Here is an 18,136-nt window from a genome sequence, read left to right on the forward strand (position 1 = left end):
GGGGAGTGCCAAAACGCCATGGGCAGCGCTAATTTCATCCTGCTGATCAACCTGTTCGTTGCCGGGCTGCTGGCGGCGGCCTTCATGACGATCGCGGTCTATGACGCCGGCCGGGTGTCGGCACGCTGGCTGGCGTTCGGCTATGTGCTCGGCACGGCTTATTTCGCGATCGAGTTCAGCATTCCTGCCTTCGACAATGCGCGCCCCGTGGTTGTCGCCGCCTTTGCCGCCTTCCTTGGCGCTACCGTCGCCTTCAATGGCGGGCTTGCCCATAAATACCGCGTTTCGCCGCCTTGGCCGCCGATGCTGTTCTTCCTGGTCTTCGCCACCCTCGCGGTCTACTTCGTGCAGGACCTGCCACGCCAATCGTTCGTGCGAATGGCGGCCTACCAGCTTCCCTATGCGGCCATGCAGTTCACCGGGCTGGCGATCGTCTTGTCGTCCAGGCAAAGACGCGAGCGGCTCGACTATATGCTGATGGCTGTCCTTGCGGCCAGCACCTTGCAGTTCGCCAGCAAACCCTTCATCGCCCATGCGCTTGGTGGCTGGGGCGCCAACCCGCAATCTTATGCGCAGACCAGCTATGCGTTGGTGTCGCAGTCGGTCGGCACCGTGTTCGGCCTGGCGCTTGCGCTGGTGACATTGGCTATCCTGGTCCGCGACGTGCTCGCCGAGGCGACGTCGAAATCGGAAACCGACACGCTTTCGCGGCTGCTCAACCGTGGGGGCTTCGAGCGCCATGCCGAGATCCTCTGCGTGACGCCATGCGGCGCGCCGTTCCAGCGGCACTGGTCATTGCCGATCTCGACCATTTCAAGCGCATCAACGATACTTACGGCCACGCGTCGGGCGATCGGGTCATCGAGACCTTTGCCGGTTTTCTCCGCGATGCCGCGGCCGACCATCATGTCGCCGGCCGCATCGGCGGCGAGGAATTCGCGATTTTCCTGCCGGGGACCAATCTAGCCGCCGCCCGGCTCTTTGCCGAGGGCACGCGGAGCGCCTTCGGTGCCACGCCGATCGACTGCCTGCCCGCGGATCACCGCTGCAGCGCCAGCTTCGGCGTTGCCGAGCTTGGTCCGGGCGAAAGCTTTTCCGACCTGTTGCGGCGCGCCGACAAAGCGCTCTATCAGGCGAAGGGCAGCGGTCGCGATTGCGTGCGTGTCTCGGTGGGGCCGGCTGTTGCCCTGCCGGCGCCGTCAACCAAGGGCGGCGTGGCCGTCAGCGGCAGGGGCTGAGCTCCGGCATTTCGCCGTCGGAGAGGCCGTACATATAGCTGCGGCCCTTGACGAAAACCGGCGGCCTATAGCAGTCGCCGCCGCGGACATCGTCCGATTCGTTTTCGTAGATCACGTCGGGCTGGCCGGCGCTGGTGTAGTCGGACAATTCCTTGGCCAGCTTGCCCTCGCCAACGAGGATACGCTTGTAGCCGGCGGCGCTGTCGATGACGAGATTGCCGAAGGAATCGGCATAGACGCGGTCATGATGGCGCGTCCCGGCGAATGCCGGTGCGACGACGCCGACGGCGAGCGCCGCCAATAGGAACCAGGGAAGGCGCGATCCTGCTGAATTCGAATGCATGGCGTGCTGCTCCAGTTGCTGAGAGGCAAGCCTCCTCGAATCAGAAATTAACCTTTTATTAACCTTTGTTAAGAGGGCAACCGCAGCACGGGCGAGGTCTCGGAAAATATGGTTAATACCCGATCGCCCACCGGCCATCATTCGGCCACGCCTTGTTCCCACCATTCCCAGCATCGGGCGCGACTCAAAAAGCATGAAATCCGGTGGCTTGCCGGAGCATCGCGGCGGGCTCGATACGCGGTGGGGAAGGCAGCAAATGAGATTACGCCGCACGTTTCGGATGGCGCTGGCCATTCCGCCGCTGCTGGCTGCAGCCGCCTGCGCGCCGCAGACCAGCGCGCCCAAGCTCGGCAACACGGCCGCCGCTTCCGTGTCGCTTGCTCCGGCTGCTAGCGAACCGACGGCACCGCAGCCGCGCACAGCTACTTACAACTGCGCCGACGGCAGCGTGATGACCATCGAGAATCTCGGCACGTCGGTGCGCGTCCTCGGCCAGAACGGCGCCAGCGCCGAGCTGCCGGCCTCACCGGCCAATCAGACCAGCCGTTACGGCGAGGCGCATGACGCAATCGTGATCGATGGGCGTGAGGCGCTGGTGATGAAGGGCGGTGCATCACCGCTGGCCTGCAAGCGCTGATCCGCCCCTTGCGCCAGCCATATTTTGCAGTGCGACGACATTGTGCCGGCGCAAGGCGACAGCCCTAATCGATTGAAGCTGAAAGCCTCGCTTTCATCAGACTAAATTACGTTTTCGAAACGGTTTTCCGGCTTTGACGCGGTGCAAAAAGAGCATTAGAAACCGGCTGTCCGAAGTCGCAACCGGAAGCGGTAATGCCGCATTCCCACCTGAGGCTCCAGAGACGCCGAACTGGGGGAGCCATGAGCAAATCACCAGCCACCCGCGAATTTGCCAGGCGTGAACGGCCGCTTTCGCCGCATCTGACCGTCTATCGGCCGCCGATCACCATGACGATGTCGATCGTCCACCGCATCACCGGCGGGGCGCTCTATTTCGGCACGCTGCTGGTCGCGCTGTGGCTGATGGCGGCGGCGAGCTCGGAGGCGACCTTCAACGCCGTAAACTGGGCCTTCGGCTCGTGGCTGGGACGGCTGGTGCTGTTCGGCTACAGCTGGGCGCTGATGCACCACATGCTGGGCGGTGTGCGCCATCTTATCTGGGACACTGGGGCAGGGCTGGAAAAGCATACGGCATCGAGGATCGCCTGGGCGACGCTTGCCGGCTCGGTCACGCTGACGCTGCTGATCTGGATCGCCGGCTACATGGCGCGGGGAGCCTGACATGAACGGCAAGAACACCGACATGCGCACGCCGCTGGCCAAGGTCCGCGGCCTCGGTTCCGCCCGCGAGGGCACCGGCCATTTCTGGCGCCAGCGGCTGACGGCGATCTCCAACATCCCGCTGGTCCTGTTCTTCGTCGGCTTCCTGATCGCACTCAACGGCGCCAGCTATCTCGAGGTGCGCGCCGCACTTGCCAATCCGTTCGTTGCACTGGTGCTGGCGCTGGTGCTGTTGTCGGTGCTCTACCACATGCGGCTCGGCATGCAGGCGATCATCGAAGACTATGTGCATGGCGAAGGCACCAGGCTGGCGCTGCTCGCCCTCAACACATTCTTTCCCGTAGTCGTCGGCGTCGCTTCGGTCTTCGCCCTGCTTAAACTGGCATTTGGAGGCTGATTTTTTGGCCAAGGACGCGAAGAACGCCAACACGGCTTCCGCCTATAGCTATGTCGATCACAAATTCGACGTCGTGGTCGTCGGCGCCGGCGGCGCCGGCCTGCGCGCCGCGCTCGGCATGGCCGAACAGGGCCTGCGCACCGCCTGCATCACCAAAGTGTTCCCGACGCGCTCGCATACGGTTGCGGCGCAGGGCGGCATCGCCGCCTCGCTCGCCAATATGGGTCCCGACAACTGGCAGTGGCATCTCTTCGACACCGTCAAAGGCTCAGATTGGCTGGGCGACACCGACGCTCAAGAATACATGGTGCGCGAAGCGCCGGCGGCGGTCTACGAGCTCGAGCACTACGGCGTTCCCTTCAGCCGCACCGAGGACGGGAAAATCTACCAGCGGCCGTTCGGCGGCATGATGATGAATTTCGGCGAGGGGCCGCCGGTGCAGCGCACCTGTGCGGCCGCCGACCGCACCGGCCACGCCATGCTGCACACGCTCTACGGCCAGTCGCTGAAGCACAATGCGCAGTTCTTCATCGAGTATTTCGCGCTCGACCTGATCATGGAGCCGGACGGCACCTGCACCGGCGTGGTCGCCTGGAACCTCGACGACGGCACCATCCACCGCTTTTCGGCCAAGATGGTGGTGCTGGCGACCGGCGGCTATGGCCGCGCCTATTTCTCGGCCACCTCGGCGCATACCTGCACCGGCGATGGCGGCGGCATGGCCGCACGCGCAAGCCTGCCGCTGCAGGATATGGAGTTCGTGCAGTTCCACCCGACCGGCATATACGGCGCCGGCTGCCTGATCACCGAGGGCGCGCGCGGCGAGGGCGGCTATCTCGTCAATTCCGAGGGCGAGCGCTTCATGGAGCGCTACGCGCCGTCAGCCAAGGATCTGGCTTCGCGCGACGTGGTCTCGCGCTGCGTGACGCTGGAAATCCGCGAGGGCCGCGGCGTCGGCCCGAAGAAGGATCACATTTTCCTGCATCTCGACCATCTCGACCCGGCCGTTCTGCACGAGAGGCTTCCGGGTATTTCGGAATCGGCAAAGATCTTTGCCGGCGTCGACCTGACCAAGGAGCCGATCCCGGTGCTGCCGACGGTCCACTACAATATGGGCGGCGTGCCGACCAATTACTGGGGCGAGGTGCTGAACCCGACGGCGTCGAATCCGGACCAGGTGTCGCCCGGGTTGATGGCGGTCGGCGAAGCCGGCTGCGCCTCGGTGCACGGTGCTAACCGGCTGGGCTCCAACTCGCTGATCGACCTGGTGGTGTTCGGCCGTGCGGCGGCAATCCGGGCCGGCCAGGTGATCGACCGCACATCGGCGATCCCTTCGCCCAACGAGGCCGCCGTCGAAAAGATCATGGACCGCTTCGACCGGCTGCGTCACGCCAACGGCTCGACGCCGACCGCGGTGTTGCGCGAAAAGATGCAGAAGGCGATGCAGGAGGACGCGGCGGTGTTCCGCACCCAGGACTCGCTGGAAAGCGGCTGCAGGCGCATTTCCCAGATCTGGGGTGAACTCGGCGACGTCAAGGTGTTTGACCGCTCGATGATCTGGAACTCCGACCTGGTCGAGACGCTGGAGCTGGAAAACCTGATGGCCAACGCCATCACCACCGTCTACGGCGCCGAGGCGCGCAAGGAAAGCCGCGGCGCGCACGCGCGGGAGGACTTTTCGGCCCGCGACGACGCCAACTGGCGCAAGCATACGCTGGCCCGGCTCAACGAGGCCGGCGAGGTGGCGCTCACCTACCGGCCGGTGCACACCGAAACGCTGCTCAAGGAAGCAGACGGCGGCATCAACCCGGCCAAGATCGCGCCGAAGGCCAGGGTGTATTGAGATGAGGCTGCTGGCGGTTGCGGGATATTCCGGCACGCCCCTTCCGGCCAAGCTCGGCCTGAAGGACGGGATGATTGCCGCTTTCGTCGCCTTGCCGGCCGAACTCGAGGATTTGGCCGAAGCCGTGGATTTTGCCGAGCTCGATCGGCTGGCCAACTGGTCGGCGATTTCGGGCGTTCATGAGAAATACGATGCCGTACATGCTTTCACCCGGCAGCGTGTCGAGATCGAGGACCGTCTTGGCGACGTCGAAGCGGCAATCAAGCGGGACGGCATGGTCTGGGTGTCATGGCCGAAGAAGGCATCGAAAGTGCCGACCGACGTCACCGAGGACGTTATCCGCACAGAGGCGCTGAAGCTCGACCTTGTCGACGTCAAGGTCGCCGCCGTGAACGAGATCTGGTCCGGGCTGAAGCTCGTCATCCGAAAGGACCTGAGGTAATGGTCGAACTCACGCTTCCGAAAAACTCGAAGATCATGGCCGGAAAAACTTGGCCGAAGCCGGAGGGCGCGACCAACCTGCGCGAATATCGCATCTACCGCTGGTCGCCGGACGATGACGAGAACCCGCGCATGGATACGTATTTCGTCGACATGGACGATTGCGGGCCGATGGTGCTCGACGCGCTGCTCTGGATCAAGAACAAGATCGATCCGACGCTGACGCTGCGCCGCTCCTGCCGCGAAGGCATTTGCGGCTCGTGCGCCATGAACATCGACGGGTCGAACACGCTGGCCTGCACCAAGGGCTGCGACGACATTTCCGGCGCGATCAAGGTCTATCCGCTACCGCACATGGCCGTGGTCAAGGACCTGGTGCCCGACCTCACCAATTTCTACGCCCAGCACGCCTCGATCGAGCCGTGGCTGAAGACGGTGTCGCCCGAGCCGGCCAAGGAATGGCTGCAGAGCCATGAGGACCGCGAAAAGCTCGACGGGCTCTACGAGTGCATATTGTGCGCCTGCTGCTCGACCTCCTGCCCGAGCTACTGGTGGAACGGCGAGCGCTATCTCGGCCCGGCGACGCTGCTGCAGGCCTATCGCTGGCTGATCGATTCCAGGGACGAGGCGACGGGCGAGCGGCTCGACAATCTCGAAGACCCGTTCCGGCTCTATCGCTGCCACACCATCATGAACTGCGCCCAGACTTGCCCCAAGGGGCTCAACCCGGCCAAGGCGATCGCCGAGATCAAGAAGATGATGGTGGAGCGACGGGTTTAGGCGGCGGGCGGGTTGCAGCCGAGATCGTCTCGTCCGCAGCGATCCTTCGCGCCCCCCTCTGTCCTGCCGGACATCTCCCCCCTTGAGGCCTCTTGAGGGGGGAGATTAGCAGCTTGGAGGACAGCGCCCTTTCTGCAGCCTTGAAAAGTGGCGAAGCGGTGATGACAGCCAATCTCCCCACTAGAGGGGGAGATGTCCGGCAGGACAGAGGGGGGCGCTGTCCCGCCGAGTTCGAAAGGATAGCAAACTTATGACCGATTCCGACCTTCCCATCCTCTCTCCCATCGAAGCCCGCGTGCTCGGCTGCCTGATCGAGAAGAAGGAGCTGACGCCGGACGTCTATCCGCTGACGCTCAATGCGGCACATGCGGCGGCCAACCAGAAGACGGCGCGCGAGCCGGTAATGTCGGTCGAGCTTGCCGAGGTCAGGCGGGCGCTTGGCCAGCTGGAGCAGAAGGGCCTCGTCAGGCAAGTGTTCGCGTCGCGCGTCGAGCGCTACGAGCATATCGTGGCGCAGCGCTTTTCCCTGACCTCGGCGCAGATCGCGCTGCTCGGCCTGTTGCTGCTGCGCGGCCCGCAGACGGCCTATGAATTGCTGGCGCGAAGCGAGCGCATGGCGCGGCTGCCGTCGATCGACGAGCTTCGCGGCAATCTCGATCTGCTGATCGGCCGCCGGCCACCGCTGGTGCAGCAGATCGATCGCGGCCCAGGCCAGCGCGAGGATCGCTACGTCCATCTGCTCAGCGGGCCGCCGCAGCTGTCGGCTGCCGCAGCACCCCTGCAGTCGTCCTCGCCGGCGTCGGATATGGAAATGCGCGTGCGGGCCCTCGAGGAGGAGGTCGCGGCATTGCGCGCCCGCCTCGACGCGCTCGTTGGCGAAAAAAGCCAATAATCATTCGAGAGGGGGCGCGAAGGATCGCCCGCTTCGCAGACCAGCTCTCACCCGAGCCTGGCGTCGAGCGATACTTTGATGGCGCCGAGCGCTTTCGAGACCGGGCATTCGGCCTTGGCCTTCTCGGCCAATTCCTTGAACTTGGCGGCATCAATGCCCGGTACCTTGCCGACCAGCGTGATCGCGCTGCCGGTGATGCCGGTGCCGGGGACCAGCGTTACCACGGCCTTGGCGTCGAGCTCGGCAGCCGGAGTGCCGTTCTCGGCGAGAAAATGCGAAAGCTGCATGGCGTAGCAGCCGGCATGGGCGGCGGCGATCAGCTCTTCCGGGTTTGTGCCGGATTTGCCGCTTTCATCCTCGAAACGCGTCTTGGCCGAATAGGGTGTGCCCTTCAGCACCCCGCTCTGGGTTTCGAGTGTGCCCTTGCCTTCCTTGAAACTGCCTTTCCAAACGGCGTTGGCGGTGCGGTCCATCAATTCCTCCTTGATTGTCGTGGCTGAGCCCGTGATCGGCATCCAGTCGACTATAGCGCGCGCGGGAGCGAAGGCCACCCACGCTTTCGTATCGGCGGCGGCGTGACACATCATGTCGAGCGAAAAAAATTCGAAAAAAATATGCGTGCAAAAATGTCGACTTCCATCTGTCCCGGCCGTCCTGCGGGCGGCCATGGACTTGGTGGCCGGATGGAGGACCACATGAACAATCTGTTTTCTGCTCACTGGACAAGCACCGGCCACAGGGCCGGTGAACAACAAGCCGACTGGTCGCGCCTGCAGCCTTCCGGCTTCGGCCGACTGCTTGCGGCGATTGCCATCATTGGGATTGCGGTATCTCTTCTCGACTATGCTGCGGCCGGTCTCGATTCTGCGGCAGGCAAGGGCTCCGCGGAGATTTCCGTAGCCTCGTCTTCGGCTTCAAGCCAGGAATGGAGATAAAAATGAAGTATGTTTGCCTAGTCTATGGTGAAGAAAAAGATCTCTACGCAATGACCCCCGAGAGGCTGGCCAAGCTCGACGCCGATTCGATGGCCCATGACCGGTCATTGGACCAACGCGGGATGCTGATCATCGCGCAGGCGCTGCAATCGGTGCAGACGTCGAAAACCGTTCGCAGGCGCAAGGGCAAGCGGCTGGTCACCGACGGCCCCTTCGCCGAAACCAAGGAGCAGTTGCTCGGTTTCGTCATGATCGAGGCCGAGAGCCTCGATGAGGCGCTGGAGATCGCGGGCGAGATTCCGCTGGCCGAAATCGGCACGATCGAGGTGCGGGCGATCTACAACGTGCCGGGGTCGTAGGGATGTCCCGATAAGATCCTTAGCAAAGTGATGGCGGCCGGCGACTGGCGCGGGCTGTCGTTTTCTTCAATCGGCGCAACTTTTGCGTGTTGAAGCGAAGCAATACTTCTCCTATCGTCGCCCGAGATTGGGGGATCTTGGGCATGCATATATTGATTGCTGCAATCGGCCTGCTGGGGGCGGCGGCGTTCTGGTGGTACCGGCTGAAGACCATGAACGACGCGGCGCGTGAGGTTGCCGACGTGGTTGGCCGCGTCCAGGGCAACGTCCGCCGCAAGAAACTGCGCAAGCAGGCGGCGCTCTCGCCGCTGACGGCGATCGACGATCCGGTCGTCGCCGCCGCGACGCTGATCACCGCCATCGTTTCCGAACATGGTCCTGTGCTGCCGCAACGCGAAGCTGCCATTCGATCGGTGATCTCGGAGATTGCCGACAAAAAACAGACCGATGAAGCGGTGATCTACGCCAAATGGGCGGCATCGCAAATCGACGACGCCACGGTGGTCATCGACAAGCTGGCACCGTTCCTGCGCGAACGGCTCGACGCGGCCGAAAGGAGCGATCTGCTGCGGATGGTCAGCCGTGCGGCGGAAGCCGGCGGTCAAAACCTGCAAATTCCCGACCAGCGCATGCTGCGGCTGCGCCAGAAGCTGGGCTTCGAGGTCAACTGACCGAACGGCCAGTAACGCGCACTTGCCAAGCCTAAATCGCCTCGCCCTTCAACAGTTTCGGCGTGTCGCCGGACAGACCCGACGCCTGGCGGATGAAAAACCCCTTCAGCCGCGGCATGCGCTCGACGAGGCCGAGGCCGATGTCGCGCAAAGTGCGCAGCGGGCCGAAATCGTTGGAAAACATCCGGTTCAGCACATCGGTGGTGATGCCCATCTGCACCGTGTCGAAACGCCGCCATTGCTGGTAGCGCTCGAGCACGTCGAGCGCGCCGATGTCCTGGCCGAGCCGGTCGGCCTCGACCACCACTTCGGCCAGCGCCGCCACGTCCTTGAAGCCGAGATTGAGACCCTGGCCGGCGATCGGGTGGATGCCGTGGGCGGCGTCGCCGGCCAAGGCGATGCGCGGCGCGACGAAGGCGCGCGCAATGATCAGCCCGAGCGGCCAGGCACGCGGCTTGTCGGCGATATGGATTTCGCCGAGTTTCAGGCCAAAGCGCTGCTCGAGCTCATATTCCAGGACCAGCGTGTCGCCACTGACCAGTTTCTCGGCATCCTGCGACCGTTCGACCCAGACGATCGACGAGCGGTTGGTGCCGTCCTTGCCCGGCTTGAGCGGCAGCGTGGCAAACGGGCCTGCGGGGAGGAAATGCTCTTCGGCGCGGCCGTTGTGCGGCCGCTCGTGCGCCACCGTGCAGACGATGCCGGACTGGCCATACTCCCATTTCACCGTCTTGATGCCGGCCATGTCGCGCAGCTTCGAATTGACGCCGTCGGCGGCAACCAGCAGCCGCGCCTTCAGCGTCGCGCCGTCGGCAAGATGCACGGTGATGCCGGCGCCGTTGATGTCGAAGGCGCTGACGGCGACGCCTTCGATGATGCCGATGCCGAGTTGTTCGGCGCGCCGGCGCAAGGCGCCGTTCAAATCCTTGTTGGCGACCATATGCGCAAAGGGTTCGCCGGGCGCGACCTCGCCGTCGAAAGTGAGGAACACCGGGCGGACCGGATCGGATGTGCGCGAATCGGTGACGATCATTTCGGTGATCGCCTGCGCCCCCGGCGCGATCTCGTTCCAGACGCCGAGCTGGTCGAGCATGCGGCACGCGGCGGCGGCAATCGCCGAGGCGCGGCCGTCCTTCTGCCAGACCCTGGCGGGTGCCGCATCGACGACGGCGACGGCGAGGCTCGGCCGCGCCTGCTTCAGCGACACGGCGGCGGCTAGGCCGACATAACCGGCGCCGGCGACCAGAACATCGAGCGAATTCTTGCTGTCGACCATGGCAATTCCTTTCGCAGCCTGACTGTCGCCGGGCATTCCGCCCTTGACTGCCCGCTGTTCCTGTCGGAAACCGCCATGGTAATTTTGCGGCGAGGTCAAGATGACGGCAGCCATGGACGAGCTTCTCGGCATTCTCGACCTCGAGCAGCTGGAACACAACCTGTATCGTGGTCGCAGCCCCAAGCTCGATTGGCAGCGCATCTTCGGCGGCCAGACCATCGCCCAGGCGCTGGTCGCCGCGCAGCGAACGGTCGAGCCCGAGCGCCACGTGCATTCGCTGCATGGCTATTTCATGCGGCCGGGCGACACCAAGGTGCCTATCATCTACGAGGTCGACCGCATCCGTGACGGCGGCTCCTTCACCACGCGCCGCGTCGTGGCGATCCAGCACGGCCAGGCGATCTTTTCGCTGGAAGCCTCGTTCCAGCAGGATGAGGTCGGCCTGGAACATCAGGTGCCGATGCCGCAGGACGTGCCGGCGCCCGACACGTTGCTGTCGCAGCGCGAATTGCTGGGCAAGTTCGGCGAAGCCGTGCCCGACGGCATCAAGCGCTATTGGGAGCGCGACCGGCCGATCGAGATGAAGCCGGTGATGCTGAAGCATTATACCAGCCGGGAAAAGCTCGAGCCGAAGCAGAACATCTGGATCCGCACCACCGGCCCGGTGCCGGCCGACCGCGCCACGCAGGCGGCCGTGCTCGCTTACCTCTCGGATATGACGCTGCTCGACACCTCGACCTTTGCTCATGGCCGCGCCATTTTCGATCGTGATATCCAGGCAGCCAGCCTCGACCACGCCATGTGGTTCCACCGCAGCCATCCGCTCGACGACTGGATGCTGTACACGCAAGACAGCCCGTCGACGCAAGGATCGCGTGGCTTTACCCGCGGCTCGCTGTTTGCCCGCGACGGCACCTTGATCGCCTCGGTTGCCCAAGAAGGACTCATCCGGCTGAAGCGGCCGCCTGCGGAGTAGGCATTTTTCGAAATTTGCCTACTTTTTAAGCATATGCACTGCCGCGTCTGTGAACAGGCAGCTGCCAGACCTTCTCGATTTCGTTGTTTAACAACAGCTTAACACCCTGCTTCGGCAATTGGCACGGAGCTTGAATCCTAGCGGGCACTCTCCGGCTCTCATGGGGATCGGCGAAGTCGTGCAAACGCGGGGACCCGCAACAGCAAAGGGTGAAACCTTATGAAGATCGTGATGGCAATCATAAAGCCGTTCAAGCTCGACGAGGTGCGCGAGGCGCTCACCGCAGTCGGCATCCAGGGCCTGACCGTCACCGAAGTAAAAGGCTACGGACGTCAGAAGGGGCACACGGAAATCTATCGCGGGGCGGAATACGCGGTCAGCTTCCTGCCGAAGATCAAGATCGAAGTCGCGGTCGCTGTCGACATGGTCGACAAGGCCGTCGAAGCCATCACCGCGGCGGCCAAGACCGGCCAGATCGGCGACGGCAAGATCTTCGTTTTCGGCATCGACCAGGCGGTGCGCATTCGCACCGGCGAAACAGACACCGACGCGCTTTGAGCTGCGGATACGTATTCCAATGGAGAGTTCAATGAATATTCCTTCTACCTTGAAGATAACGGGACGCGCGGCCGTTTTAGGTTCGCTCGCTCTCGCTGCACTGGGCACGGTTGCTGCGTTCGCGCAGGAAGCGGCACCGGCGGCACCGGCTGCCCCTGCACCCGCGCTCGACACCGGCAACACAGCCTGGATGCTGACCTCGACGGCGCTGGTGCTGATGATGACCGTACCGGGCCTGGCGCTGTTTTATGGCGGCATGGTGCGCAAGAAGAACGTGCTCGCCACCATCATGCAGAGCTTTGCCATCACCTGCCTGGTGACGGTGCTGTGGTTCATGTTCGGCTACTCGCTGGCCTTCTCGGATGGCGGCGGCATGAATGCCTATCTCGGCGGCTTCTCGAAGTTCTTCCACAACGGCATCACCACCTCCTCGCTGTGGCTGCCGGGCGTGGCGAACATTCCTGAGTTCGTCTTCTCGATGTTCCAGATGACCTTCGCCATCATCACGCCGGCGCTGATTGCCGGCGCCTTCGCCGAACGCATGAAGTTCTCGGCGCTGCTCATCTTCATGGGCGCGTGGCTGCTGGTGGTCTACGCCCCGATCGCGCACTGGGTGTGGGGCGGCGGCTTCCTCGGCACAGCCGGCGTTCTCGATTTCGCCGGCGGCACGGTCGTTCACATCAATGCCGGTGTTGCCGGCCTGGTCTGCGCGCTGGTTCTCGGCAAACGTGAAGGCTACGGCACCACCAACATGGCGCCGCACAACCTCGTCTACTCCGTCATCGGCGCTTCGCTGCTGTGGGTCGGCTGGTTCGGCTTCAACGCCGGCTCGGAACTGGCCGCCGACGGCCTTGCCGGTGCCGCGATGCTGAACACCCAGGTTGCCGCTGCCGCCGCGGCGCTCGCCTGGATGTTCGCCGAATGGATCGTCGCCAAGAAGCCGAGCGTGCTTGGCATCATCTCGGGCGCCGTCGCCGGCCTGGTCGCGGTGACGCCGGCTTCCGGTTTCGTCAATCCGACCGGCGCCTTCATCGTCGGCATCGTCGCCGGCGTGCTCTGCTACGTCTCGGCCGTCAAGCTCAAGCACGCGTTCGGCTATGACGACTCGCTCGATGCATTCGGCGTGCACGGCATCGGCGGCATCATCGGTGCATTGCTGACCGGCGTGCTCGCCGATCCGGCGATCAACAGCCTTGGCTCGGGTGCCTCTGTCGGCAAGCAGCTCTACGGTATCGTCTTCACCATCCTGTGGACGGCGATCGCGAGCTTCGTGATCCTCTATATCGTCAAGGCGCTGGTCGGCCTGCGTCCTTCCACCCAGGAAGAGGTCGAAGGCCTCGACATCAGCCAGCACGGCGAAGTGGTGCCGTGAGGTTTATTGGCTGGCACCGGCGTTTTGCCGGTGCCGGGAAGATCCCGTCGTGATGCTCCCGAAAGGGCTCACGCCTTGAGGCCCGGAAACCTTCCGGGCCTCTTTTTTGTGTGCAGGCGGCCGTTATGGCTCGATCATACAATCGCTTGATCAAGGTGGCTCGATCCGCCGGCGGCGTGAAACAGCGGCCGCAACGCTCCGAACTGTGGTGGCGGTCGCCCGTTCCGGTGACGCAGAATGCCCATGGTTAATGCGCCCTTAACCTTCCCGCCGCTAGTCTGACAGCCGAATCTGCCGTGTTGCGCGTCCGCGCCCGGCCGGGCAACGACAGACGAGGAAAAGCATGCGTTCAGGGGCTTCAGCACCGCTTGCGCTGGCCGATACGGAGCACGGCATCCGGTCGTTCGCGAGGCGCCAGGTCGGGCGGCTGGTCGGTGCCGGGCTGTTTGCTCTGGTTGGTTTCGGCGTCGCCGCCCTTGCCACCTGGAACGTCGCCGATCCGAGCTTTTCGCACGCCACCGACAATATCGTCACCAATGCAATGGGTTATGCCGGCGCCGTCTTTTCCGACATTGCCATGCAGTTCTTCGGACTTGCCGCCGTTGCGGCGCTGGTGCCGGCGGTGATCTGGGGATTTCTGCTGTTTACCGCGCGCGGCGTCGACCGGCTGCCGAAACGGGCACTGGCCTGGTTCGGGTTTTCGCTGCTTGGCGCGGCAATTGCCGGCTGCGTGGTGCCGCCCAAGACCTGGCCGCTGCCGACCGGCCTCGGCGGCGTCTTCGGCGACATGGTGCTCAATATCCCGGGCCTGGTCATCGGCGGCTATCCGACCGGCCTCGTCGCCAGCGTGCTCGCCGTGCTCCTGGCAGCGCCGGCGCTGTGGGTATTCTTGTATGGCTCGGCGCTGATTTCGCGCAAGAACGGCTTTGCCGTCCTCGAACAGCCCGCAGTGCCCGATCCGCAGGACGACCTGCTTTTCGACAATGAAGAGGACGAGGGCGACGAAGGTATATTGGCGCTTGGCGCCATCACCCACTGGTGGCTGTCGCTGCGGGCCTATCTGCGCCGCCGCGCCGCGCGCCGGCGCGAGCGCGACGATTTCGAGCCGGAGATGGAACCGCGCCCCAGCGCCTGGCGGCGGGCGGCCGAACGGGTCGAATCGGCCGAGTTCGCCGAGGCGCGGATGAGCCCGGGCGGGCGCGCCCGCGTCGAGCCGGAATTCTTCGCCGCCATGGTCAACGACCGCAGTGCCTCGATCGACCCTGACGATGCCGACGTCTTCGATAACGACGACAATGACGACGACATGGATTTCGCGCCCGAGCCGGCCGGCCAGCGCCGCGCCGCGCCAACGGCCAGGGTGCAGAACTTCCGTTCCGACGCGGCGACACGCGTCGAGGCGCCGGCGCCGCGGCCGGCCCCCGGCGCCCGCGTCCAGCGCGAGGCGCAGACTTCGCTGATCGGCTCGGAAAAATTCGAGATGCCGTCGCTGCACTTCCTGTCGGAACCAAAGAACGTGGTGCGCGACGCCAGCCTGTCCAAGGATGCGCTGGAGCAGAACGCCCGCCTGCTTGAGGGCGTGCTGGAGGATTTCGGCGTCAAGGGCGAAATCATCCATGTGCGTCCGGGTCCGGTCGTCACGCTCTACGAGCTGGAACCGGCGCCCGGCATCAAATCGTCGCGGGTCATCGGCCTGTCCGACGACATCGCCCGCTCGATGAGCGCCATCGCCTGCCGTGTCGCCGTGGTGCCCGGCCGCAACGCGATCGGCATCGAATTGCCGAACGCCAGGCGCGAGACGGTCTATTTGCGCGAGATCATGGCCAGCCGCGATTTCGAAACCACCAAGGCCAAGCTGGCGCTGGCGCTGGGCAAGACCATCAATGGCGAGGCGGTGATCGTCGACATCGCCAAGATGCCGCACGTGCTGGTCGCCGGCACCACCGGCTCGGGCAAGTCCGTCGCCATCAACACCATGATCCTGTCGCTGCTCTACCGGCTGACGCCGCAGGACTGCCGGCTGATCATGATCGATCCAAAGATGCTGGAGCTCTCGGTCTATGACGGCATTCCGCATCTTCTGACGCCGGTCGTCACCGATCCGAAGAAGGCGGTGGTGGCGCTGAAATGGACCGTGCGGGAGATGGAGGACCGCTACCGCAAGATGTCCAAGGTCGGCGTCCGCAACATCGACGGCTTCAACGCGCGCGTGCAGCAGGCTGAGAAAAAGGGCGAAAGGATCTCGCGCACCGTGCAGACCGGCTTCGACCGCCAAACCGGCGAGGCGATCTACGAGACGGAGAACCTCGACCTCGAGCCGATGCCCTACATCGTCGTCATCATCGACGAGATGGCCGATTTGATGATGGTCGCCGGCAAGGACATCGAAGGCGCGGTGCAGCGCCTGGCGCAGATGGCGCGCGCCGCCGGCATCCATGTCATCATGGCGACGCAGCGGCCATCGGTCGACGTCATCACCGGCACCATCAAGGCGAATTTCCCGACCCGCATCTCCTTCCAGGTGACATCGAAGATCGACAGCCGCACCATCCTGGGCGAACAGGGCGCCGAACAGCTGCTCGGCATGGGCGACATGCTCTACATGGCCGGCGGCGGCCGCATCCAGCGCGTGCACGGTCCCTTCGTCTCCGACGACGAGGTGGAGAAGATTGTCGCGCATCTGAAATTGCAGGGCGTGCCGGAATATCTCGACGCCATCACCGAGGACGACGACAAGGATGACGATGAGCCGACGGGCAAAGGCAGTGGCGGCGGCGACGGCGGTAATTTCGAGGATTCCGACGATCCCTACGACCAGGCGGTCGCGGTGGTGCTGCGCGACGGCAAGGCCTCTACCAGCTACATCCAGCGCCGGCTCGGCATCGGCTACAATCGCGCCGCCTCGATCATCGAGAAGATGGAGAAGGAAGGCATTGTCGGCCCGGCCAACCATGCCGGAAAACGCGAAATCCTGGTGCCGACGGAGGACGACAAGTTCTAGAGCGCGTCCGCGCCGGCAACTTTGAACCTTTTGGCGCGTTGCAACGACGGGCGCCGTGCGGCCGCCAAACTTAAGCCCAACTGGGGGGCCAGACCAATATAACGAGCAAGCAATCAGATGATGGTGACCGGCATGAAAAACGCAACTCTCGCCCCAAGCAGGGATTTCGCCCCAACCCGCCGGCAGGTGCTCGGCCTCGGCCTGGTCCTGGCCGGTGCGGCGGCCGCCAACCTCGTGCCCGGCTTCCAGCTGCTGGCGTCGGCGCAAGCAGCGGTTCCGGCGACGGCGCAGAAGATCGCCGATCATTTCTCCTCGGTCAAATCGATGAGCGGCGAGTTCGTGCAGTTCGGACCCAAGGGCGAGCAGACCGGCGGCAAGTTCTTTCTGGAACGGCCGGGCAAGATCCGCTTCAATTATGACGGCGCCTCGAATTTCAGGGTGATTTCCGACGGCAAGTCGGTGGTCATCCTCAACAAGAAGCTGCGGACGTCCGACCTCTATCCGCTGTCGAAGACGCCGCTGAAGCTGCTGCTCGACGACAAGATCGATCTGTCGGGCGGGCGCGTCAGAAGCGTCAAGGAAGAGGACGATCTCACCACCATCCAGCTTGCCGACAAATCGGTGTTCGGCAATTCGAAGATCACCATGATGTTCGATCCGAAATCTTATGAATTGCGGCAGTGGACCATCACCGATGCGCAAGGCAAGGACACGACGGTGATGATCTTCAACACCAAGGAGGGCGTCAGCTTCGCCCCCGACACCTTCGCCATCGACTATACGGCGAACCGCGAGCTGAACACCAAGACGCGGTAACTTCCTACTGCTGCGGGATAGCTTTTCCCGCGTTGGTGCGGGCGGCTTGTTTTTGCGGTGCGCGGCTGGCAGTAGTTTCCGCGATTGACTTCCGTCGGAGCCATCCGGCGGATCTTGCGTGGAACCCCACATGCCGTTTTCCGTCGCTACCTGGAACATCAACTCCGTCCGGCTGCGCATGCCGATCGTCGAGCGCCTGGGGGACGTGCAGGCGCCGGACGTGCTCTGCCTGCAGGAAACCAAGGTTCCGGACGAATTGTTTCCGGAGAAGGCGTTCCGCAAGCTCGGCTACGAGCACATCGCCTTCCATGGCCAGAAGGGCTATCACGGCGTTGCCACCATAGCGCGGCGGCCGATCGAGGTGGTCGAAAAGCGCCGCTTCTGCGAGATCGACGACAGCCGGCATCTGTCGGTCACCGTCAACGCCGGCGGCAAAACGATCCTGCTGCACAATTTCTACGTTCCGGCCGGCGGCGACGAGCCCGACCCGGCCGTCAACCGCAAGTTCAAGCACAAGCTCGATTTCGTTGCCGAGATGAACGCCGTGCGGGCCGAGCATGACGAGCACTCCGGCTCGATCCTGGTCGGCGACCTCAACATCGCGCCGCTCGAGCACGATGTCTGGTCGCACAAGCAGCTCCTCAATGTCGTCAGCCATACGCCGGTCGAGACGGAAAACTTCGAGGCAATGCGGCTCGCCGGCGACTGGATCGACCTGATGCGGCTCAATGTACCTTACAAGGAGAAACTCTACACCTGGTGGAGCTATCGCGCCCAGGATTGGCAGGCCTCAAATCGCGGCCGCCGCCTCGACCATGTCTGGTCGTCGCCAAACCTGGTGCCGCATTTTGCCGGCTATGAAATCCTGCGGCCGGCGCGCGGCTGGGAACGGCCCTCGGACCACGTGCCGGTGATCGGGCGTTTCAACCTGGATTAGCT

19 protein-coding genes and 1 pseudogene are annotated in these 18,136 nt (G+C 63.9%); 17 read left to right on the forward strand and 3 right to left on the reverse strand.

The window, feature by feature from the left end:
* Positions 1–18: 18 nt before the first annotated feature.
* Positions 19–1,238, forward strand: a pseudogene (locus tag NKH49_RS27635) (GGDEF domain-containing protein).
* On the opposite strand, the gene NKH49_RS27640 reads toward NKH49_RS27635, so the two are convergent.
* The gene (locus tag NKH49_RS27640) at positions 1,222–1,581 is read right to left on the reverse strand and encodes a hypothetical protein (RefSeq protein ID WP_352450158.1); all 360 of its coding nucleotides are present in this window, start codon (positions 1,579–1,581) and stop codon (positions 1,222–1,224) included. The pseudogene NKH49_RS27635 and the gene NKH49_RS27640 overlap by 17 nt on opposite strands.
* A 256-nt stretch (positions 1,582–1,837) precedes the next feature.
* Here NKH49_RS27640 and NKH49_RS27645 point away from each other — a divergent pair, with 256 nt between their 5' ends.
* The 7 genes from NKH49_RS27645 (at position 1,838) to NKH49_RS27675 (ending at position 7,233) form a co-directional block, all read left to right on the forward strand.
* Complete coding sequence (locus NKH49_RS27645) at positions 1,838–2,218, forward strand: hypothetical protein (RefSeq protein ID WP_352450157.1); 381 nt, start codon at positions 1,838–1,840, stop codon at positions 2,216–2,218.
* Between the two features lie 242 nt (positions 2,219–2,460).
* Complete coding sequence (sdhC, locus tag NKH49_RS27650) at positions 2,461–2,880, forward strand: succinate dehydrogenase, cytochrome b556 subunit (RefSeq protein ID WP_292663224.1); 420 nt, start codon at positions 2,461–2,463, stop codon at positions 2,878–2,880.
* Position 2,881: 1 nt separating this feature from the next.
* Positions 2,882–3,277 carry a succinate dehydrogenase, hydrophobic membrane anchor protein gene (gene sdhD / locus NKH49_RS27655; protein WP_292663226.1) on the forward strand — a complete coding sequence of 132 codons (396 nt, stop codon included), beginning with the start codon at positions 2,882–2,884 and terminating at the stop codon, positions 3,275–3,277.
* A 4-nt stretch (positions 3,278–3,281) separates the two neighbouring features.
* Positions 3,282–5,120 carry a succinate dehydrogenase flavoprotein subunit gene (sdhA, locus tag NKH49_RS27660; protein WP_352928810.1) on the forward strand — a complete coding sequence of 613 codons (1,839 nt, stop codon included), beginning with the start codon at positions 3,282–3,284 and terminating at the stop codon, positions 5,118–5,120.
* A 1-nt stretch (position 5,121) separates the two neighbouring features.
* Positions 5,122–5,562 (forward strand): DUF3052 family protein, encoded by a 441-nt coding sequence (locus NKH49_RS27665; protein WP_352470790.1) that lies wholly within the window; start codon positions 5,122–5,124, stop codon positions 5,560–5,562.
* Positions 5,562–6,341 carry a succinate dehydrogenase iron-sulfur subunit gene (locus tag NKH49_RS27670; RefSeq protein WP_292663232.1) on the forward strand — a complete coding sequence of 260 codons (780 nt, stop codon included), beginning with the start codon at positions 5,562–5,564 and terminating at the stop codon, positions 6,339–6,341. The genes NKH49_RS27665 and NKH49_RS27670 overlap by 1 nt, the downstream gene beginning before the upstream one ends.
* A 250-nt stretch (positions 6,342–6,591) precedes the next feature.
* A complete protein-coding gene (locus NKH49_RS27675) occupies positions 6,592–7,233 on the forward strand; it encodes a YceH family protein (protein ID WP_352470789.1) in 642 nt (213 codons plus the stop codon).
* A 47-nt stretch (positions 7,234–7,280) separates the two neighbouring features.
* Here the strand turns inward: NKH49_RS27675 and NKH49_RS27680 are convergent, their stop codons facing one another.
* A complete protein-coding gene (locus NKH49_RS27680) occupies positions 7,281–7,706 on the reverse strand; it encodes an OsmC family protein (protein WP_352470788.1) in 426 nt (141 codons plus the stop codon).
* A 222-nt stretch (positions 7,707–7,928) separates the two neighbouring features.
* Here NKH49_RS27680 and NKH49_RS27685 point away from each other — a divergent pair, with 222 nt between their 5' ends.
* The 3 genes from NKH49_RS27685 (at position 7,929) to NKH49_RS27695 (ending at position 9,198) form a co-directional block, all read left to right on the forward strand.
* Positions 7,929–8,168 carry a hypothetical protein gene (locus NKH49_RS27685; protein ID WP_352450153.1) on the forward strand — a complete coding sequence of 80 codons (240 nt, stop codon included), beginning with the start codon at positions 7,929–7,931 and terminating at the stop codon, positions 8,166–8,168.
* A gap of 2 nt (positions 8,169–8,170) precedes the next feature.
* The gene (locus NKH49_RS27690; protein ID WP_352615439.1) at positions 8,171–8,527 is read left to right on the forward strand and encodes a YciI family protein; all 357 of its coding nucleotides are present in this window, start codon (positions 8,171–8,173) and stop codon (positions 8,525–8,527) included.
* A gap of 143 nt (positions 8,528–8,670) precedes the next feature.
* The gene (locus NKH49_RS27695; protein ID WP_352540843.1) at positions 8,671–9,198 is read left to right on the forward strand and encodes a hypothetical protein; all 528 of its coding nucleotides are present in this window, start codon (positions 8,671–8,673) and stop codon (positions 9,196–9,198) included.
* A 31-nt stretch (positions 9,199–9,229) separates the two neighbouring features.
* Here the strand turns inward: NKH49_RS27695 and NKH49_RS27700 are convergent, their stop codons facing one another.
* Positions 9,230–10,474 carry a ubiquinone biosynthesis hydroxylase gene (locus NKH49_RS27700; protein WP_352470911.1) on the reverse strand — a complete coding sequence of 415 codons (1,245 nt, stop codon included), beginning with the start codon at positions 10,472–10,474 and terminating at the stop codon, positions 9,230–9,232.
* 100 nt (positions 10,475–10,574) lie between these two features.
* Here NKH49_RS27700 and tesB point away from each other — a divergent pair, with 100 nt between their 5' ends.
* The 6 genes from tesB to NKH49_RS27730 all read left to right on the forward strand — a co-directional run bounded on the left by tesB (position 10,575) and on the right by NKH49_RS27730 (position 18,134).
* Complete coding sequence (tesB, locus tag NKH49_RS27705; RefSeq protein ID WP_031212697.1) at positions 10,575–11,450, forward strand: acyl-CoA thioesterase II; 876 nt, start codon at positions 10,575–10,577, stop codon at positions 11,448–11,450.
* A gap of 219 nt (positions 11,451–11,669) precedes the next feature.
* Complete coding sequence (locus NKH49_RS27710; RefSeq protein WP_023679755.1) at positions 11,670–12,008, forward strand: P-II family nitrogen regulator; 339 nt, start codon at positions 11,670–11,672, stop codon at positions 12,006–12,008.
* Positions 12,009–12,057: 49 nt separating this feature from the next.
* Entirely contained in the window at positions 12,058–13,380 is a 1,323-nt protein-coding gene (locus tag NKH49_RS27715; protein WP_352540949.1) for an ammonium transporter, read from the forward strand.
* Positions 13,381–13,723: 343 nt separating this feature from the next.
* Positions 13,724–16,381, forward strand: a complete 2,658-nt coding sequence (locus tag NKH49_RS27720; RefSeq protein ID WP_352540844.1) for an FtsK/SpoIIIE family DNA translocase — start codon at positions 13,724–13,726, stop codon at positions 16,379–16,381.
* A gap of 132 nt (positions 16,382–16,513) precedes the next feature.
* Entirely contained in the window at positions 16,514–17,197 is a 684-nt protein-coding gene (locus NKH49_RS27725; RefSeq protein WP_031213172.1) for an outer membrane lipoprotein carrier protein LolA, read from the forward strand.
* Between the two features lie 130 nt (positions 17,198–17,327).
* The gene (locus NKH49_RS27730; RefSeq protein WP_352928812.1) at positions 17,328–18,134 is read left to right on the forward strand and encodes an exodeoxyribonuclease III; all 807 of its coding nucleotides are present in this window, start codon (positions 17,328–17,330) and stop codon (positions 18,132–18,134) included.
* Positions 18,135–18,136: the final 2 nt, after the last annotated feature.

This window comes from Mesorhizobium sp. M1088, from assembly GCF_040318575.1.
Lineage (GTDB): Bacteria > Pseudomonadota > Alphaproteobacteria > Rhizobiales > Rhizobiaceae > Mesorhizobium.

Excerpts from the sequence above, each read along its gene's own strand:
- NKH49_RS27640 (WP_352450158.1), bottom strand. The coding sequence starts at position 1,581 with ATGCATTCGAATTCAGCAGGATCGCGCCTTCCCTGGTTCCTATTGGCG.
- NKH49_RS27645 (WP_352450157.1), top strand. The coding sequence starts at position 1,838 with ATGAGATTACGCCGCACGTTTCGGATGGCGCTGGCCATTCCGCCGCTG.
- sdhC (WP_292663224.1), top strand. The coding sequence starts at position 2,461 with ATGAGCAAATCACCAGCCACCCGCGAATTTGCCAGGCGTGAACGGCCG.
- sdhD (WP_292663226.1), top strand. The coding sequence starts at position 2,882 with ATGAACGGCAAGAACACCGACATGCGCACGCCGCTGGCCAAGGTCCGC.
- NKH49_RS27665 (WP_352470790.1), top strand. The coding sequence starts at position 5,122 with ATGAGGCTGCTGGCGGTTGCGGGATATTCCGGCACGCCCCTTCCGGCC.
- NKH49_RS27670 (WP_292663232.1), top strand. The coding sequence starts at position 5,562 with ATGGTCGAACTCACGCTTCCGAAAAACTCGAAGATCATGGCCGGAAAA.
- NKH49_RS27675 (WP_352470789.1), top strand. The coding sequence starts at position 6,592 with ATGACCGATTCCGACCTTCCCATCCTCTCTCCCATCGAAGCCCGCGTG.
- NKH49_RS27680 (WP_352470788.1), bottom strand. The coding sequence starts at position 7,706 with ATGGACCGCACCGCCAACGCCGTTTGGAAAGGCAGTTTCAAGGAAGGC.
- NKH49_RS27685 (WP_352450153.1), top strand. The coding sequence starts at position 7,929 with ATGAACAATCTGTTTTCTGCTCACTGGACAAGCACCGGCCACAGGGCC.
- NKH49_RS27690 (WP_352615439.1), top strand. The coding sequence starts at position 8,171 with ATGAAGTATGTTTGCCTAGTCTATGGTGAAGAAAAAGATCTCTACGCA.
- NKH49_RS27695 (WP_352540843.1), top strand. The coding sequence starts at position 8,671 with ATGCATATATTGATTGCTGCAATCGGCCTGCTGGGGGCGGCGGCGTTC.
- NKH49_RS27700 (WP_352470911.1), bottom strand. The coding sequence starts at position 10,474 with ATGGTCGACAGCAAGAATTCGCTCGATGTTCTGGTCGCCGGCGCCGGT.
- tesB (WP_031212697.1), top strand. The coding sequence starts at position 10,575 with ATGACGGCAGCCATGGACGAGCTTCTCGGCATTCTCGACCTCGAGCAG.
- NKH49_RS27710 (WP_023679755.1), top strand. The coding sequence starts at position 11,670 with ATGAAGATCGTGATGGCAATCATAAAGCCGTTCAAGCTCGACGAGGTG.
- NKH49_RS27720 (WP_352540844.1), top strand. The coding sequence starts at position 13,724 with ATGCGTTCAGGGGCTTCAGCACCGCTTGCGCTGGCCGATACGGAGCAC.
- NKH49_RS27725 (WP_031213172.1), top strand. The coding sequence starts at position 16,514 with ATGAAAAACGCAACTCTCGCCCCAAGCAGGGATTTCGCCCCAACCCGC.
- NKH49_RS27730 (WP_352928812.1), top strand. The coding sequence starts at position 17,328 with ATGCCGTTTTCCGTCGCTACCTGGAACATCAACTCCGTCCGGCTGCGC.